Origin of the sequence: Priestia iocasae (assembly GCF_016909075.1) — a bacterium.
Classification (GTDB): Bacteria; Bacillota; Bacilli; order Bacillales; family Bacillaceae_H; genus Priestia; species Priestia iocasae.
In genome coordinates this window covers 278648-295696 of the sequence record NZ_JAFBFC010000004.1, presented here as the reverse complement: position 1 = coordinate 295696, position 17049 = coordinate 278648, and the positions used below count along the sequence as shown (strand labels likewise).

The 17049-nt window shown below is 37.2% G+C and carries 17 protein-coding genes; 3 read left to right on the top strand and 14 right to left on the bottom strand.

What is annotated here, in order from left to right; translation table 11 throughout:
• Positions 1–158 precede the first annotated feature (158 nt).
• The gene (locus JOC83_RS12650) at positions 159–473 is read left to right on the top strand and encodes a DUF5634 family protein (protein ID WP_205187666.1); all 315 of its coding nucleotides are present in this window, start codon (positions 159–161) and stop codon (positions 471–473) included.
• Positions 474–719: 246 nt separating this feature from the next.
• Entirely contained in the window at positions 720–1094 is a 375-nt protein-coding gene (locus tag JOC83_RS12645; protein ID WP_205187665.1) for a winged helix-turn-helix transcriptional regulator, read from the top strand.
• Between the two features lie 74 nt (positions 1095–1168).
• Here JOC83_RS12645 and nagE read toward each other — a convergent pair whose 3' ends face one another.
• From nagE to JOC83_RS12595, 10 genes are all read right to left on the bottom strand, one after another.
• Positions 1169–2539, bottom strand: a complete 1371-nt coding sequence (nagE, locus tag JOC83_RS12640) for an N-acetylglucosamine-specific PTS transporter subunit IIBC (protein WP_205187664.1) — start codon at positions 2537–2539, stop codon at positions 1169–1171.
• Positions 2540–2561: 22 nt separating this feature from the next.
• Complete coding sequence (gene nagB, locus JOC83_RS12635) at positions 2562–3323, bottom strand: glucosamine-6-phosphate deaminase (protein ID WP_205187663.1); 762 nt, start codon at positions 3321–3323, stop codon at positions 2562–2564.
• Positions 3324–3326: 3 nt separating this feature from the next.
• Positions 3327–4517, bottom strand: coding sequence for an N-acetylglucosamine-6-phosphate deacetylase (nagA, locus tag JOC83_RS12630; protein WP_205187662.1), 1191 nt, complete (start codon positions 4515–4517; stop codon positions 3327–3329).
• Positions 4518–4673: 156 nt separating this feature from the next.
• The gene (locus JOC83_RS12625) at positions 4674–5399 is read right to left on the bottom strand and encodes a GntR family transcriptional regulator (RefSeq protein WP_205187661.1); all 726 of its coding nucleotides are present in this window, start codon (positions 5397–5399) and stop codon (positions 4674–4676) included.
• A gap of 126 nt (positions 5400–5525) precedes the next feature.
• Positions 5526–6380 (bottom strand): dimethylarginine dimethylaminohydrolase family protein, encoded by an 855-nt coding sequence (locus JOC83_RS12620; protein ID WP_205187660.1) that lies wholly within the window; start codon positions 6378–6380, stop codon positions 5526–5528.
• A 231-nt stretch (positions 6381–6611) separates the two neighbouring features.
• Positions 6612–7952, bottom strand: coding sequence for an ABC transporter substrate-binding protein (locus tag JOC83_RS12615; protein WP_205187659.1), 1341 nt, complete (start codon positions 7950–7952; stop codon positions 6612–6614).
• Between the two features lie 16 nt (positions 7953–7968).
• Positions 7969–8781: a carbohydrate ABC transporter permease gene (locus JOC83_RS12610; protein ID WP_205187658.1), complete on the bottom strand. Its 813-nt coding sequence runs from the start codon at positions 8779–8781 to the stop codon at positions 7969–7971.
• A complete protein-coding gene (locus tag JOC83_RS12605; protein ID WP_378912921.1) occupies positions 8778–9632 on the bottom strand; it encodes a carbohydrate ABC transporter permease in 855 nt (284 codons plus the stop codon). Before JOC83_RS12605 ends, JOC83_RS12610 begins: the two co-directional genes overlap by 4 nt.
• Positions 9633–9712: 80 nt before the next feature.
• Positions 9713–10834, bottom strand: a complete 1122-nt coding sequence (locus JOC83_RS12600; RefSeq protein ID WP_205187656.1) for an ABC transporter ATP-binding protein — start codon at positions 10832–10834, stop codon at positions 9713–9715.
• On the bottom strand, positions 10831–11448 hold the full coding sequence (locus JOC83_RS12595; RefSeq protein ID WP_205187655.1) for a glycerol-3-phosphate responsive antiterminator: 618 nt from the start codon (positions 11446–11448) through the stop codon (positions 10831–10833). The genes JOC83_RS12600 and JOC83_RS12595 overlap by 4 nt, the downstream gene beginning before the upstream one ends.
• Positions 11449–11837: 389 nt before the next feature.
• Between JOC83_RS12595 and JOC83_RS12590 the strand changes: the two genes are divergently transcribed.
• The gene (locus JOC83_RS12590) at positions 11838–12926 is read left to right on the top strand and encodes a PQQ-dependent sugar dehydrogenase (RefSeq protein ID WP_205187654.1); all 1089 of its coding nucleotides are present in this window, start codon (positions 11838–11840) and stop codon (positions 12924–12926) included.
• A gap of 57 nt (positions 12927–12983) precedes the next feature.
• Here JOC83_RS12590 and JOC83_RS12585 read toward each other — a convergent pair whose 3' ends face one another.
• The 4 genes from JOC83_RS12585 to proB all read right to left on the bottom strand — a co-directional run bounded on the left by JOC83_RS12585 (position 12984) and on the right by proB (position 17046).
• Complete coding sequence (locus JOC83_RS12585; RefSeq protein WP_205187653.1) at positions 12984–13484, bottom strand: hypothetical protein; 501 nt, start codon at positions 13482–13484, stop codon at positions 12984–12986.
• Between the two features lie 71 nt (positions 13485–13555).
• Positions 13556–14437: a diacylglycerol/lipid kinase family protein gene (locus tag JOC83_RS12580; RefSeq protein WP_205187652.1), complete on the bottom strand. Its 882-nt coding sequence runs from the start codon at positions 14435–14437 to the stop codon at positions 13556–13558.
• 174 nt (positions 14438–14611) lie between these two features.
• On the bottom strand, positions 14612–15871 hold the full coding sequence (locus JOC83_RS12575; protein WP_205187651.1) for a glutamate-5-semialdehyde dehydrogenase: 1260 nt from the start codon (positions 15869–15871) through the stop codon (positions 14612–14614).
• 53 nt (positions 15872–15924) lie between these two features.
• The gene (gene proB / locus JOC83_RS12570; RefSeq protein WP_205187650.1) at positions 15925–17046 is read right to left on the bottom strand and encodes a glutamate 5-kinase; all 1122 of its coding nucleotides are present in this window, start codon (positions 17044–17046) and stop codon (positions 15925–15927) included.
• Positions 17047–17049 lie beyond the last annotated feature (3 nt).

Sequence of the window (17049 nt, the reverse complement as noted above, 5' to 3'; positions counted from 1 at the left end):
CTTCCTTTTCTCCTTTACTTCTCGTTCTCTGTCGAAAAATCCTGTAAATTGAAACCATACCTTCTCTTTTACTAGATCTATTTTGAGTGAAAGGACCGTATATGAATAGATGTAACTTGTACATACTGTAAGTAAATGATTCAAAAGGAGTCGGTAAGATGGTTTTTTTAAGTTGGGATACTGTCTATAATGATAAAAAAAGGTTACTTCACTTATTTGAAAAAGAGTATGGAATTTCTCCCATTGAACTGTTTTCAGAAGAAAGTAATTCAGAGATATGCTATATTGGTTATCGCTTTAAAAAGAATGGCAAACAAATCTCAATAAAAGTTCCCCATATTAAAGATCATGCCGATCGGTTTTCTGCACAGCATCATAAATGGGAACTTCTTGTAAACGAAAAAAGGTTAGGTATCTATAAAAATGCGAAGGAAGCTTTCCATATTCTAAATCAAGATGTAAATGTAGGCTAAAAAACGATCGCTTTTATGCGATCGTTTTTTATTATTTAATGGATTTCTCTTAGAAGCTGAAAAAATAGTTCATTTATTATTTAGCACATTGTTTTCTTAATGATAATAACGTATTTAACTTAACTATGTTGATTATGATAGAACTAGCTGTTATGGATGATAGGTACTTAAAAGTACCTTATTACCACGATGAGGGCATTAGTGTTATGATAGTATATAAACAACATGAAAAGGAGTAAGTACAATATGAAAAAATACAACATTCCCGTTGAAGCTGCATTAGAAGTAATCGGTGGCAAATGGAAAGTTGTTATTCTTTGTCACCTAATCAAAGGAAAAAAAAGAACAAGTCAATTGAAAAAACTGATGCCCGGTATTACTCAAAAAATGTTAACGCAGCAACTTCGTGAATTAGAGGAAGATGGCGTTCTTCTTCGAACGGTCTACAATCAAGTTCCTCCTAAAGTAGAATATTCATTAACGGAATATGGCTGGTCTTTAAAGGAAATTTTAGATTTGCTTTGTGCTTGGGGAGAACAACACATCGAGAAAGTCTATCCTAATAAAGAGGATGTATTGGTTCCTGAAGCGGAATTAGAAGAAACAACATTACAACCATAACGATTTACAAGCAAATCCTTTCAGCTCATGCATAAAAAAAGCCCTTGCCTATCTTAGCGGCAAGGGCTTTTTTTTTACTTATACTTTTTTATTTCGTTTGCGATACTTTCTACTTGTGTACCAATGACAACTTGAACATCTGTTTTATTTAATTTAATGACACCTTTTGCTCCTAATCTTTTTAAATCGTTCTCGTCTACTTGTTCTGCATCGTTTACTTTTAAGCGTAATCGCGTAATACAATTATCTACATGCACTAAATTATCTTTTCCACCAAGTGCTTGTACAAATTGATGACCGACACTCGTTTCCGCTTCTTCTTCATTACCATCTACTGCACCGATATCACCTGCTGGTACATAATCCTCACGTCCAGGTGTTTTAATATCAAACTTTTTAATAATCACATAAAAAATAGTAAAGTATAGAAGTGCATAAAGTAACCCAACCGGAATGATCCAAAGAGGCTTTTCAGCAATACCAAAGTTTAGACCGTAATCTAATGCTCCAGCCGAGAAGCCAAAACCATGACGAATACCTAACGTTGATACAATCATAAACGACAAACCTGTTAAAAGAGCATGAATTCCATATAATAATGGTGATAAGAACATAAACAAAAATTCAATTGGCTCTGTAATTCCTGTTAAGAAAGAGGTTAAGGCCAAACCAACTAACATACTTGCGACTGCTTTACGACGTTCTTTCTTTGCTGCTAAAATCATAGCAAATGCAGCAGCTGGTAACCCAAACATCATCACAGGGAAAAATCCTGTCATAAAAGTACCTGCTGTCGGATCGCCTGCAAAGAACCGATTTAAATCTCCTGTTTTCCCTTCAAATTCACCAAACACAAACCAAACAAGACTGTTTAGCACATGATGTAATCCAATTGGAATTAAAAGACGATTTAACACTCCGTATACGCCTACACCTAATGCTCCAGCACCGATAATCCATTCCCCTACTCCATTAATAACAGATTGAATCGGTGGCCAAATGACGCCAAATACACCTGCTAAAACCAGCATTGTAATCGAAGTAACAATGGGTACGAATCGTCTTCCCGCAAAAAAACCTAACCATTCAGGAAGTTTCATATCATGAAAGCGATTATATAAAAGGCCAGCGACCACCCCTGAAATGATACCGGCTAAAATGGCCATATCAATCTTTTCATTAATTGCTGCAGTTCCATACGTTAACACTAAATAACCAATTGCCCCAGCTAATCCAGCAGCTCCATTGCCATCTTTTGCAATGCCAACCGCTACTCCTATTGCAAATAAAAGGGCTAAATTTGCAAAAATAGCGTCACCGGCTTGCGCCATAAAAGGGATGTCAAATAAATCCTCTTGTCCTAGTCGTAGTAATAATGCCGCTGCTGGCAAAACCGCAATCGGTAACATTAACGCTCGGCCAATACGTTGTAGAAAACCTAACATGTTGTATCCACCTCTCTGTACATTACGTTGTAAAAAGCTTAGTATGATTTTCTTGTTTATTTAGAACTGACAGCGCTTGCTCATCTGCGATAACCGTTACATTGAGATGATCTTTTAGCACCGTTGCTGGAATAGACTCTGTCTTTCCATGTGTAAATAATTCGCATAAAATTTCTGCTTTCTTTTCACCTGAAACAACCAACATAATTTCTCTGCTACTCATAATTGTGGCGATTCCCATCGTAATAGCGTGAGTTGGTACACTATCAATTGATGAAAAAAATCTTGCATTTGCTTCTCGAGTTGATTGAGCTAACTTCACAACATGTGTAAGAGAATGAAAGGATGTTCCTGGCTCATTGAACCCTATATGTCCGTTCTCTCCAATTCCTAGTAACTGAAGATCAATACCGCCAAGGGCTTTTATTAATTGTTCATACCTTTCACATTCTTCTGTTACGTTATGAGCCTGACCGTTTGGCAAATGAGTATGTTGAGCTTGAATATCAATTTCTTTGAAAAACAACTCATTCATATAAGAGAAATAGCTTTGTTCATGATATGGTGCTAACCCGATGTATTCATCTAAATTCACAGAGCGAGTATGCTTGTAAGATGTTGCATTCTCTTTATGGTCACGGATAAGCTCTTCATAGATCCCAACAACCGTTCCACCCGTTGCTAACCCTAGTACTGCATCAGGCTTTTCATTGACCTTTTGAATGATAAGCTTTGCCGCTTTTTCACTTAGCTGTTTATAATCTTTTACTGCGATTAATTTCATACGTTATTCCTCCTTCTCATATGCTAACTCTCCACGACAATAAGTCATCTTTATGTCACCTTGATTATTTAAAACAAGAAAATCTGCATCTTTTCCAGGGTGTAGACTTCCTTTGCGATCCTCAATTCCTAACTGTTTTGCTGGATTAATAGAAGTCATCTGCACAATGTCAGCTAAAGAACAGTTAGTATAGGTCATCATATTTAAAGCGGCGTCTTTTAATTTCAAGATACTTCCTGCTAACGTGCCATCAGCTAATACCGCTTTATGCTCATTAACAATAACCTCTTGTCCCCCTAAATCATAGGTGCCTTTTCCTAAGCATTTTGCTCTCATAGCATCTGTAATTAATATGAGCCCTTTTGCTCCCTTATTGCGAAACGCAAGCTTTACCATATCAGGATGACTATGAATTCCATCCGCAATGATTTCACATTTTACTTCCTCGTGTAGCAGAACGGCCCCCACAACACCAGGCTCGCGGTGATGCATAGGTCTCATTTGATTGTATAAATGAGTGGCATGTGTGATGCCAGCTTCAAAGCTTTTCACAGCTTCTTCATACGATGCGTCACTATGTCCAATAGAGGAGACAACACCTATCTCAGAAAGATAAGAAACGAGCTCTAACCCTCCTTTTTGCTCAGGTGCTAGTGTAACTAACTTAATATATCCATTAGCTAGCTTGTTCCAGCGCTTAAATAACGCTACCTGCGGGGCAAGAATGTGATTTGGATGTTGCGCCCCAGCTCGTTTTGGAGAAAGAAAAGGACCTTCTAAATGTGCTCCTAGTACTTCTGCTTTTCCTGGTTCATTGCTTTTAGTTATATAAACAGCCATATTCTCCAATGCTTGTTCAATTTCTTGCTGACCCGTTGTCATCGTTGTTGGTAGATAACTAGTCGTCCCTTCTTTCGGTAAGGTTGTCGATATTAGTTGCAGTGCCTCATTTGTTGCATCCATCATATCTGCACCAGCGGCACCATGAATGTGTAAATCAATAAAGCCAGGGATAATCGTACAGCCTTCTCCTTGATCAAGCAGTTCTACACGGCTTTCAGTTATAGAAAAATCCTTCATATCACCTACTTGATGAATTTTTTGATCTTTTATTAGTAAAAAGCCATTCTCTATGACCTCTTCACCTGTGTAAACCTTTACATCTTTTAGTAAAAGCGTACTCTCTTTACTCATTGTTATAGTCTCCTTTGTTGTATCTATCCGAATCATATCATCAAGATGTTTAGTTGTCTATACCAATTTTATTGCACGTTATTTTCTATAGCAAAAATTCCCTGTCAGCTTCTCATTTATTTAATGAACCGCTCACAGGGATTGTTTAAACTTTTTTTATCTAGTTAACTGTAGAGAAAATGAAAATCGATTTCCTACATAATATGCTTGAACGTATTCAAATGGACGGCCATTTTTTAGAAACGTAACACGTTCACTAAGCAAACCAGCAGCTGGTGATTGAACTTGTAGATAACTTGCCACTTCAGCCTTTAGCATGACTGCTGTAATGGTTTGTTCTGCATTTCCAATTGTTTCTTCCACACGCTTTTCAATAAATTGATAAATAGACGTTTGAGCATCTTCTTCCGTCATTTGGTTTGCGATATCCCAAGGAAGAACCGTTTCTTCTAACAAAACAGGAATGTCATCCCCTTTACGTAATCGAGATATCCATAATACATTGTCATCTTTAGTAAGCTTCAACTTTTCAATTTCTTTATCCGTTGCTTGTCGCTTCTTGAATTGTAAAAGCTCATTAGAAGGCTGTAACCCTTTTGCTTTCATTAACTCTGTAAAACTTGTAATCGTAATGAGTGGTTGATCAACGCGTGATTGATGGACAAACGTACCATTTCCCTTTCTTCGTACTAAATAGCCTTCATCAACTAAACCTTGAACAGCTTGTCTAATTGTTCCACGGCTGACTTCAAATTGCTCCGATAGCTCTCGTTCTGAAGGTATTTTTTCTCCATCTTTCCACGCTTCGGTAGTAATAAGCTTTTTTATGTAGTTTTGTATTTGATAATAGACCGGAATCGGTGAGTGTTTTTCAATTAACATCGATATTCTTCCTCTTCTTTTACTAATCTGATCTTTTCTAAATTGTAAAAGCTCTCTTATACCTATTATAATAACGATGATTGTTACAACACACAACCGTTAATTGCCACTTCAACGCATCAAAAACTAGATACTGTCCCTATAAATAGGCATTGTACAACAGCGGAACGATCCACCAGATTTTATAATTTCAGACAAGTCAACTTCAATTACATCATAACCTCGGTTGCGCAGTTCTCTATTTACTTTCTTGTTAACAGGTAAACTAAGCACTTTTTTGTTTCCAATTGATAATACATTTGTTCCAAGCGTAAACTGCTCTTCTTTTTCCACTTCTATTAATTGATAGTGCGAAGCTAAAATCTCACGCTCTTTCTGTGAAATAGCCTCTGAATATACAAGTGCTTCTTCTGATGATAAAATATTAAACACACAATCTAAATGTAAATAGGACTCTTCAATCGGTATTGGCACCACTTTATGTATGGGTAGTAACTGCTGCAAGTAAAAAATCGCGTCTTTACATGTGCGTCCACTTACTCCAACAAAAACTGTATCACCATCTATTAATACATCTCCGCCTTCAATGCTGTGTTCTTTTAGGTTGTGATAAGCTCTTCCTTCTTTTTTAAGCCAGTCTATTAAAATGTTCTCCTCACCTTGACGAAGGCCGTGTCCCATTTGTGATACAAATATTTGACTTCCTAATGTAAAGCCAATGTCTCGTGTGAAAACTTGCTCCGGGTATTTCTTTTGAGGTGGAAGTTTAATCACTTCAATGCCTTCTTTTTCAAGAGCACTCACAAACATGTCGTGTTGTTTCAGAGCTAATTCAATGTCAATGTTTCGATCAGCATAATGCCTTTGCGTTTCGTTAATAACTTCACTAATTTCCATATATGTAGGTTCACACACAATAACGGTTTGTAATGGTGCATATTCACTCCTACATAATTGCTTCTTATTCATACTCAAGGTCATAATCGTAAAAGCCTCCAATGTATCCCTTTTTTAGGAGTATTCCCTTAAATAAGGTTCATAAACGAGTAAAGCTAACGTTGCCGAAAATGTAGAAAGCACAGCCTTATATACAAAAATCCCTTGCTCATTTATCCGTTCATGTTTGAACTTCATAGGCAAGGGATTTTGTAATTGATGTCATGTCAACGAGAGGCTTTTTTGCTCCATTAGACATCAATAATAGTGTTGATTTTATTGATTTGCTATTTCAAGTGCTCGGTTAATTTCTTCTTCCGCTCGTTTAAGTGCTTCTTTTGGTTTAACACCTTGGTATATGCTTTCCATACCCGTTACAATTTTTTGACGAGCTTCTGGGAACACAGAAATTAATGCACCTTGTGTTGCTGGAGATGATTTTGTTTCACTTAACTGGTCAACCGTTACTTTTAATTGAGGGTACTTTTCCCACTGTTCTTTGACAATATCCTGCTCATAAGCTGCAGGATTAATCGCAAAGTAACCCGTTTTCACATGCCACTCGGCTTGAACTTCAGGAGTTGATAAATATTTCATGAACTCCCATGCTGCTTTTTGCTTTTCTTCTTCAATGCCTTTCGCCATCCATAGTGATGCCCCACCAATGATGACTCCTTCTCGATCAGCTTCTTTAGGAACTGGTAAATAAGAAACCCCTACTTCAAACGGTGCATTGTCAATAACTGATTTTACACCTGCTGAAGAATCAAGGAACATCGCAACTTTATTTGATTGGAAAGCCGCACGCATATCATCCCAGTTTTGTCCTGTGTTGTAGAATGTACCTTCTTTATACATATCATTAATTAAATTGAATACACTTAAGCCTTCTTTGCTGTTAAATGCTGCTTTTTCAGCATTCCCTTTACGACCATTTTCATTATCAACAAACAATCCACCTTGAGCTGCTACTAACTCTTCAAAGAACCAACCATAGTTCAAAATCGAGAAACCATATTGAGACGTTTTCTTTCCTTCTTTTTTCGTTAATTTCTTCGCTGCTTCTTGTAATTCATCATACGTTCTTGGTGCTTTTTCAGGGTCTAAACCTGCTTCTTTAAATGCATCTTTATTATAGATTAATACTGGTGTTGATGAGTTAAATGGCATTGAGTATTGTTCGCCATCCACTGCATAGTAATTTGAGATGTTTTCTTCCCATTGTGATGTATCATAGTTTTCCTCATCAATAAATTTTTGCACCGGCTGTACTTTGCCACTATCAACCATATATTTCGTACCTACTTCAAATGTTTGCATGATTGTTGGAGCATCTTTTGTACCAGCAACCGTGTTAAATTTTGTCAATGCTTCCTCGTATGTGCCTTGGAAGACAGGCTTTACTTCCACTTCATCTTGCGATTCATTGTAATCTGCTACCATTTCATTTAATGCCTTTTCTAAATCTCCACTCATCGAATGCCAAAAAACAACTTCGGTTTTACCAGACTCTGTAGACGAACCAGAGTCTCCTTCTGTGTTTGTGTTGTTAGAACCTGAACATGCACCTAAAAATACGAGTAAACAAGCAGACATAATCGCTAATAATTTTTTCATTGAATTCTCGCTCCTTTTATTTAATTGCACCTTGTGTTAAGCCTTTTTGAAGGCGTTTTTGACCTAAGAATAACAATAATAAAGTTGGAATAATGACTACGACAACCGCTGCCATTACCACCCCCCATTCAGTTGAAATTTCTTGGGTTTGCATTTGTTTTAAACCAATTTGAACCGTACGTACATTTTCTGTATTCGTCACAAGAAGCGGCCACAAATACATATTCCAAGTCGTTAAAAAGCTGTAAACCCCTAATGTCACGAGGCTTGTCTTTGACACAGGCAACACAACATTCCAAAAGAATCGAAAACGACTAATCCCTGCAATTTGAGATGCTTCATAAAGCTCTTTTGGTATGGTCTTAAACTGCTGACGTAATAAAAATGTGCCAAATGCAAGTGCAAAGAACGGAATGGTTAACCCCAAGTACGTATTAAGCCAATCAAGCTTTTGAACCGTTAGAAAGTTCGGAACCATCGTTGCTTCCCACGGAATCATCATCGTTGAAATAAAGAGAAAGAATAGCGCATCTCTTCCTTTAAATGAAATAAAAACAAATGCAAAAGCTGCTAAACTTGATACAAGGAGTTGTCCAGCCATTACCGAAATAGAAACAACGAAACTATTGAACAAGTAATGAAACAAAGGAACTTTCTCAAATGCAGCTTTATAGTTATCAAACGTAAAGTTTTCAGGCCATAATCGTCCTTGTAACACTTCACTGCCTGACATAAAGCTAATCATAAATGCGTAAACAATTGGAAACATCATGATTACCGCTGATACAACTAGTAATAGATAGAGAATACTTTTACGAATCATACTCATTGATAATGAACCTTCCTTTCCCCAAGCTTAAATTGAAGAACGGTAACAATTAGGATGCAGAAAAATAATAAGACTGCTTGGGCACTCGCTGATCCTACATTGTAGTTAATAAATGCATCTTTATAAATGGAATACACAATGACATTTGTTGAATCAATAGGGCCACCTTTGGTTAAGATATCAATTTGTCCAAAGGTTTGGAATGCATTAATGAACGAAACGGTAACGATAAAGAATAATGTAGGAGAAAGCATTGGAACGGTTATCTTTCGCAATTGATACCAGTAACTTACTCCAGCAATTTGTGCATTCTCATATAAATGTTCATCAATATTTTGCAATCCACCTAATAAAATTAAAAATGTAAATCCGATGTTCATCCAAATCGTCGATAAAGCAACGGAGAGTAAAGCAAATTTTGGATCTAATAACCATTGAACATCCGCAAGCCCAAATAAATTTACCAGCTTATTCATCACACCGATTGCCGGATTATACATAAACATCCAAATAACAGAAGAAGCGGCTACACTCATCCCCATTGTCGAAGAAAACATGGTACGAAATATCCCAATTCCTTTTAACTTCTCATTAGCAATCAGCGCTAAAAATAAGGCAAGAATAACACTTAACGGTACCGTGTAAAGAACAAACAGCATCGTTGATTTAACGCTTTGTAGAAAGTTAGGGCTTGTTAATAAATATGAAAAGTTTTCAAGTCCAACAAATCGTAATGGAACACCTTGTGTATCTGTTCGAAAGAAGCTTAAATACATGGTGCGAATCATTGGATAAAAAAGAAACAATCCAAACAGTGCAAGTGATGGCAATAAGTAGAGAAGCCCTGCCATTAAATTCGACCATTTTTGCTTTTTGATCTCTTTTTCTTCAACGATTGGTACAGAATTTGTTGAAGCGTGCTTTACTTGACTCATGCTAACACCTCTTTACTTATTACATGTTCAGATGAAACAGTTGATGCCGCGTGTAAACAATGTCCGTCGTGTTTATCGAATAGGAAGAGATCTTTTTGATCAATGTAAATTGGAACACGATCTCCTACGTTAATGTTCCACTGTCCATTCCACTTTGCTAACCATTGCTGATTGTTGCCAATAGCAAACGTAATTAAGGTTTCTGTCCCTAACACTTCCACATTCTCTACTTCCACAATAAAACTTGTCTCGTTTTCTTGTGCGAGTTGAATATTTTCTGGTCTTACACCAACGGTCACTTCCTGTTTTGATAGATTTGTATCAAAACTATTTAATGAAAGTGTGCGTTGATCTTCAAATGTGAGAAGTTGTCCCTTCAAACGAGCATCTGCTAAATTCATAGGCGGTGCACCAATGAAAGAAGCGACAAACGTATTTGCCGGTTTATTATAAATGTCTAGTGGCTTTCCTACCTGTTGAATGTGACCTCCGTTTAAAATCATCATTCGATCAGCCATCGTCATTGCTTCTGTTTGGTCATGTGTGACATAAATCATGGTGATGCCTAACTTACGCTGAATCTGACGAATTTCTGAACGCATTTTCGCACGTAGCTTTGCATCAAGGTTTGATAGTGGCTCATCCATTAAACAAATAGGAGCCTGTGTCACAATTGCTCGAGCTAAAGCGACCCTTTGGCGCTGACCACCTGATAACTCACGAGGCTTACGTTTTAAAAGTGTTTGCAATCCAAGCATCTCTGCTGCTTCTACACAGCGCTTCTTTTGTTCTGGCTTTTGAATTTTTTTTGTGTACAAACCAAACATGATGTTTTGCTCGACTGTTAAGTGCGGATAAAGTGCATAGTTTTGAAACACCATTGATAAGTGACGTTGACTTGGCTGCAAATGATTTGCTTTTGTATCACCAATTAGTAAATCACCAGATGTGACACTTTCAAGACCTGCAATCATTCGCAGCATTGTGCTTTTCCCACAACCTGATGGGCCTACTAGCACAAAAAATTCCCCTGGTTCAATCGATACATTAATATTTTCAATTACGTTGGTTTTTTGGTCATATGACTTCCCGATGTTGATAAGCTCTACTCTTTTCATTTAAATTCCTCCTCTGTTTCTAGCGTTAATGATTGATTTAAACTCTTCTTCCATAGCCACGACTTTCCCGTCGAAACAGCTAAAGCTCCTGCTTGTAGCGCTTCTTGTATGTGACGGTCATTGTTAATAAGGCCACCCGTTATAACAGGAACGTCGGTTTTGTATGTGATCTTTGTAATCATGTTTGGTATGAGTCCTGGCATAACTTCTAGTGCGTCGGGCCGAATAGTTTCAATCATTTTCAATCCGTGATTTACCGCATCAGTGTCTACTAAAAAAAGCCGTTGGATGGTGATAAGGTTTTGTTGCTTTGCTAATTGAATAAGAGAGCTTTTTGTTGTGACAATGCCTGTTGGCTTTACAAACTTCGCTAGAAACTTCAATCCTTCTTTGTCATAACTAATTCCCGCAATTTTCTCAATATGCAAAAATACAAATCGATTATTCTGCTTTAATAAATCAACATAGCGCTTAATCACGCTAATGTTGCCTGTTAATAAAAAGGCTGATTGAATGTCTGTTTCTAGGAAACTCTCTAGATCTTTCGGGCTTTTAATTGATGCAATGAGACGATCTTGTTGAAGCCTTCTTAAGAACTCCTTCGATGGGTCCACATCCACTCACTCCTTTCAAACAATAAAAAACCATGAAAAAGTGATAGGATTCTATAGATATGCCTATTGTTTTTTCATGGTTTCTCAAATTCATTACCTCATGTTTTATTCACTTATCTTTCACATGTCTTATAGTAATCCTTTAATATAAAGCCTGTGTTAATGTATTATTTATTTTTGTAAAAAGCTTGTATCAACTATGTAAATACATTTCTCCTCTTTTTTAACCGCATTTACATAGTTGATACTGTTTTGGGTGGTTTAATCACCAAGTAACGTTAGAATTTTTTTATTTTCAGTTATTTTGATAACATATTGACTATATATGGTAAGAGTTTCTATTGCCTTTATGCTACGATGAAATAAGAAAATCTTGTAAGGAGGCTTTTATGATTCGTAAAATGTTACCATCAACGCTTGCAGTATTTTTACTCATTAGCTGTTCAGCTCATCAAAATGAAGATTCCTCACCTTCGTCGTCACCTGAAATTCATAGCACTGAGGTAGTTAAACAAAGTGAGACAAACGTATTAACTGAAAAACTTTCAGCTCCATGGTCGATAGCAAAACACCAGAACGTTCTTTATATTAGCTCTCGAAATGGTAAAATTATAAAATTAAATGAAGAAACAAAAGAAAAGACGGCACAGTCTCTTTCTCTTATAAAAGACATCCATGTAGAAGGCGAAGGCGGCTTTCTCGGGTTCATCATAGCTCCTCATTTCAAACAAACAAAGCAAGCTTATGCTTACCACACCTATAAGGAAGGAAGCCGTATTTTAAATCGAGTGATTCTTATGGAAGAACAAAATAATGTTTGGGTTGAAAAGCAAGAAATGATAGGAAGCATCCCCGGAGCAAGATTTCATAATGGTGGGCGAATTAAAATTGGACCAGATAACAAGCTTTACGTCACAACAGGTGATGCATTAGAACCGTCTCTGGCGCAAAATCTAGAAAGTTTAGCTGGGAAGATTTTAAGAATAAATCTTGATGGAACCATCCCAGTCGATAATCCTTATAAAAACTCGTATGTGTATTCATATGGACATCGAAACCCTCAAGGACTTGCATGGGATAGTAACGGCACACTCTATAGTACAGAACATGGACAACAAGCCCATGATGAGATCAACCATATCCAAGCTGGAAAGAACTATGGGTGGCCAATAATTGAGGGCGATGAACAAGCAAGCGAAATGGTAACTCCCCTCTTTCATACAGGTAATGAAACTTGGGCTCCTTCTGGTATCAGCTATGAAAATGGCTATCTTTATATCGCAACGTTAGCAGGATCTAGCATCGTAGCATTCAATTTAGCCGACAAAAAACCTGAAATCTTTTTTGATGGTGAAGGTCGAATGCGTGATACCCTCATTGACAATGGACAAATGTATTGGATTAGTAATAACACGGATGGCCGTGGAGCACCAGCTGATTATGATGATCGACTTTATAAAACGCTGTTACCTCATTAGCCACAAAAAAGAACGCTGATAAAAGGAAAATCATGCCTCCTTTATCAGCGTTCTTTTTTACAGCCCTATTGTTACCCATAACTTTTCGTCTTTTATTTCAAAGTGCTTAATTGTACCAATAGGAATGATACTTATTTTTTTCATTTGATTTAAATCGAGTTCAAAAGAGTCTTGTTGATACAACATAAATGGAGGTTTGTGAAAAATACGTTTTTTCAACCATTCTGCATTAGTTGGTTTTAAATAGTGGATATGAAAGTGAAGAGTTCGTTTGTCTGCTTTAATTGGGTATAGCTTTATTTCAAATGGGATATCTATGAATAATTTATTCATCATTCCTTTTATACATAATGAACTTCCTTCAAATGAAACGGTTAATTCCTTTAGTTGCTTATGTTCTTCTGTTTTCATTTTTAGAAGGCGAGTCATCATATTACTCGTAATGGGAATCTTCATCCCACTATCATTCATTGTCTTTTTTGCTTTTTTGAGTCCACCGTTTTCGCTTTTTAAAAGCTTCATGAGTTGTTCATTTGCTTTGTTAAAAAAAGAGGCCATAACCGTTCCTCCTTTACAAAAAAAGTTTGCCACATACTAATGTATGTAGCAAACGTCCATTTCAGTATAAATTAAGGAACGAATACGTTTAGATGTTTTGGAAGTACGGATAGCTCAACTGGTAAACTAGGACCTCTTTCTCCATCTATATTAGTTGTCAGAGCTTGATCAGCTGATAAATAGAGCCTTTTCGCATGTACATATTCAATCGACGGGTCATGAATATGTTCTCCCTTTAACAACGAAAGGGCTAAACCTGGTAGCTTCGCAATGGAAACATCTTTAATAATCATAGAGCGCATATGCCCATCATTCACTTCAGCATCAGGAGCAAACTTTTCAAAACCTCCAGCGGTATTCGTTAAGCTCGCTAACACAAGTATTGCTTCTCCCTCCCACTCTCCATGATCATGTTTCATTTGAAGATGAAAAGTTTCTTTATTGACTAACGTTTTTAGCCCTTCTAGAACATAAGCCAGAGAACCTAAACGTGTTTTTTGTTCGATTGAAACATTTGAAGTCGCTTGTGGTAGTGCTCCAGCAGCCATAATGTTTGTAAAATATTGATTACCAATTTTACAAATATCCACTTCTTTTATTCGTTGTTTTTCTAAAACAGCAATGGCTTGGTCACTTTCTAATGGAATGTTTAAAGCTCTAGCAAAATCATTTAATGTCCCTAAAGGAAGCACACCTAAAGTTGGAAGATGTGGCTTTTCAGCTAAGCCATTCACTACTTCATTTAGTGTGCCGTCCCCTCCAACAGAAATGACGGCATCAAATTTTTCATCACAAGAACATTCAGCAAATCGTTTGGCGTCTCCCTCCTGTTCAGTTATCCGAACATCTACTTCATATCCGACACGCTCAAGTGTACTGACAATTTTCGTTGTGTTTTTGTTTGCCTGTTCTTTTCCAGATGAAGGATTAAGAATAATCATCGCTTTTTTCATATTTGATCCCTCGCCATTGAATAGTTTATCTATTATGTACCCGTTTTTCTTTATTCTAGTCATACGCATTATCATAAATGTCTTCACTTAGTATCTCCGCATTTACCCTTTACTATTTGTCATCGAAAAAGACACAGGGAATGTATCTATTCCCTGTGTCTTTTTCACAATCTATTAGCGTACTTGACCATTACCGCTCATAATATATTTAATTGTTGTTAAAGCAGGTAATCCCATCGGTCCACGAGCGTGAAGCTTTTGAGTCGAAATACCAATTTCTGCACCAAATCCTAACGCCCCACCATCTGTAAATCGTGTTGATGCATTGTGATATAGGGCAGCTGCATCAACTAAATTCATAAACGTAGTAACAGCTTGAGCATCTTCTGTTACAATTGCTTCTGAATGTTTTGTACCATATTGATCAATGTGGGCAATCGCAGCTTCGACCGAATCAACTACTTTTACAGCAATATCTAAACTTAAATATTCGTTCGCCCAATCATCTTCATCAGCAAGAACAGCACCTGGGATAACACGAACGGCTTCTTCATCACCATGAACGGCAATGTTGTTCTGTTTTAGTGTTTCGATTAAAGCATCTTTGTGCTTGGCTAACCAATTCTTATGCACAATTAATGTTTCTGCTGCGTTACATACGGCTGGTCGATCTGTTTTCGCATTAACTAGAATATTTAATGCTTTTTCAACATCTGCATCTACATCTACATAAATGTGGCAGTTTCCTACACCTGTCTCAAGTACTGGAACGGTTGCATTATTCACAACAGCGTTAATTAATGAACCTCCACCGCGTGGAATTAACACGTCAATGTGCTCTTTCATAGTAAATAACTCTTGTGTAGCTGCACGATCTGTACTTGCAATAAATTGAACAGCTTGTTTCGGAATTTTGGTGTCTTCAAGCGCCTCATGCATCACGTCAACAATCGCTTTATTTGAGTTAATGGCAGATGAACCACCTTTTAGCACAATTGCATTACCAGACTTTAAAGCAAGCCCTGTGGCATCAACGGTTACGTTTGGACGCGCTTCATAAATCATACCGATTACACCTAATGGTACGCGTACTTGTTTCACATCTAATCCATTATCTAATGTCCAATTTGATAACACATCACCTGTTGGGTCTTCTAATTCTGCTACTTCACGCAGTCCTTTCGCAAAATCGTATACGCGTTCTTTTGTTAATGCAAGACGGTCCATAAATGCTTCTTCGTATCCTTTTTCACGACCAGCTTGTAAATCTTTGTGGTTTGCTGATAAAATCGTTTCAAACTTTTCTTCTAACGTATCTGCTAATACGTGTAACACTTGATTTTTTTCTTCTGTTGATAATATGGCTAATGTTTTAGCTGCTTTCTTCGCTTCAATTGCTTGTTCTTCTACTCGACTTTTGACTGCAACAGTCACCCAATCACTCCCGTTTGTTAGTTTTATTGATTATCATAATTTACTTTTATTTATTAAAGTCCGACTGGCATTGGAATTTCAATGTGGCAAACAAGGCCATCACTATCAACTGCTGGTTTACTATCTTCTGAAACTTTTTTACCTTGCAATTGCACAAGTTGATCAGATGGATAATTTACAACACCAAGACCAATTTCTTCATTGTCTAAATCCATGATTCTTACAACGGTTCCTTTTTCGAAACGACCTTTTACTTGGTGAACATGTAAAGGTAATAAACTTCCTTCTTTTTCCATCATTAACTTCTTACCTTGTTCGTCTACCGTTACTTCCCCTTTTGGTCCAGAGTTAAAGGCAATCCATTGCTTTCTAGAATCAAGGTTTTCCATTTCATCTGTTGATTCAAAATACGTTCCTTTTGCCGTTTGCTTCACTGCATCCATAATGATATTAGAAACACCAGCTTTACCAAGAAATGATGGAATTCCTGATGCCATTGCAATTTTGAATGCATCAAGCTTTGAACGCATGCCACCTGTTCCAACCGAGCTACCTGAATCGCCAGCTGCAGCTTCAATTTGTTCTGTAATTTCGCTTACATGACTTAATAGCTCAGCATTTGGGTTTTCTCTTGGATCTGCATCGTATAAGCCATCAATATCTGATAAAATAATGAGTTGATCAGCGTCCACTAACCCGGCTACTTTTGCTGATAACGTATCATTGTCACCAAATTTCAAGCGATTAATAGTGACTGTATCATTCTCATTTACAATCGGAATGATACCTCGCTCTAATAACACATTTATTGTATTTCGTGCATTGTTATAGCGACTATGGTCAGAGAAGTCATCACGTGTGATTAAAATTTGTGATGCAACATAACCGTGTGATAGGAATAGTTCAGAATATGCTTCCATTAGCAACCCTTGACCAATTGATGCAGCGGCTTGTTTTTCTGGTAATGAGCTAGGGCGTTCTAAGCAACCAAGCTTGCGATACCCAGCTGCAACCGCCCCTGATGATACAAGTAACACTTCGTGACCTTCATCTTTTAGCTGAACAACTTCGTCTACGAGTCGTTCAAGTTTACGACGACTAATTTCTCCATGTGCACTTGTTAATGAACTACTTCCAATCTTAATGACAACCCGCTTGTTTTTGTCGGGGTTCATCGA

What these genes read in the sequence shown, in the direction of transcription:
- nagB (WP_205187663.1), bottom strand. Translation starts at nt 3,323, where the DNA reads ATGAAATTAATCGCAGTAAAAGATTATAAACAGCTAAGTGAAAAAGCG.
- JOC83_RS12610 (WP_205187658.1), bottom strand. Translation starts at nt 8,781, where the DNA reads ATGAGTATGATTCGTAAAAGTATTCTCTATCTATTACTAGTTGTATCA.
- JOC83_RS12615 (WP_205187659.1), bottom strand. Translation starts at nt 7,952, where the DNA reads ATGAAAAAATTATTAGCGATTATGTCTGCTTGTTTACTCGTATTTTTA.
- nagA (WP_205187662.1), bottom strand. Translation starts at nt 4,517, where the DNA reads ATGAGTAAAGAGAGTACGCTTTTACTAAAAGATGTAAAGGTTTACACA.
- JOC83_RS12645 (WP_205187665.1), top strand. Translation starts at nt 720, where the DNA reads ATGAAAAAATACAACATTCCCGTTGAAGCTGCATTAGAAGTAATCGGT.
- JOC83_RS12585 (WP_205187653.1), bottom strand. Translation starts at nt 13,484, where the DNA reads ATGGCCTCTTTTTTTAACAAAGCAAATGAACAACTCATGAAGCTTTTA.
- proB (WP_205187650.1), bottom strand. Translation starts at nt 17,046, where the DNA reads ATGAACCCCGACAAAAACAAGCGGGTTGTCATTAAGATTGGAAGTAGT.
- JOC83_RS12650 (WP_205187666.1), top strand. Translation starts at nt 159, where the DNA reads ATGGTTTTTTTAAGTTGGGATACTGTCTATAATGATAAAAAAAGGTTA.
- JOC83_RS12620 (WP_205187660.1), bottom strand. Translation starts at nt 6,380, where the DNA reads ATGACCTTGAGTATGAATAAGAAGCAATTATGTAGGAGTGAATATGCA.
- JOC83_RS12580 (WP_205187652.1), bottom strand. Translation starts at nt 14,437, where the DNA reads ATGAAAAAAGCGATGATTATTCTTAATCCTTCATCTGGAAAAGAACAG.
- JOC83_RS12590 (WP_205187654.1), top strand. Translation starts at nt 11,838, where the DNA reads ATGATTCGTAAAATGTTACCATCAACGCTTGCAGTATTTTTACTCATT.
- JOC83_RS12600 (WP_205187656.1), bottom strand. Translation starts at nt 10,834, where the DNA reads ATGAAAAGAGTAGAGCTTATCAACATCGGGAAGTCATATGACCAAAAA.
- JOC83_RS12605 (WP_378912921.1), bottom strand. Translation starts at nt 9,632, where the DNA reads ATGGCAGGGCTTCTCTACTTATTGCCATCACTTGCACTGTTTGGATTG.
- nagE (WP_205187664.1), bottom strand. Translation starts at nt 2,539, where the DNA reads ATGTTAGGTTTTCTACAACGTATTGGCCGAGCGTTAATGTTACCGATT.
- JOC83_RS12625 (WP_205187661.1), bottom strand. Translation starts at nt 5,399, where the DNA reads ATGTTAATTGAAAAACACTCACCGATTCCGGTCTATTATCAAATACAA.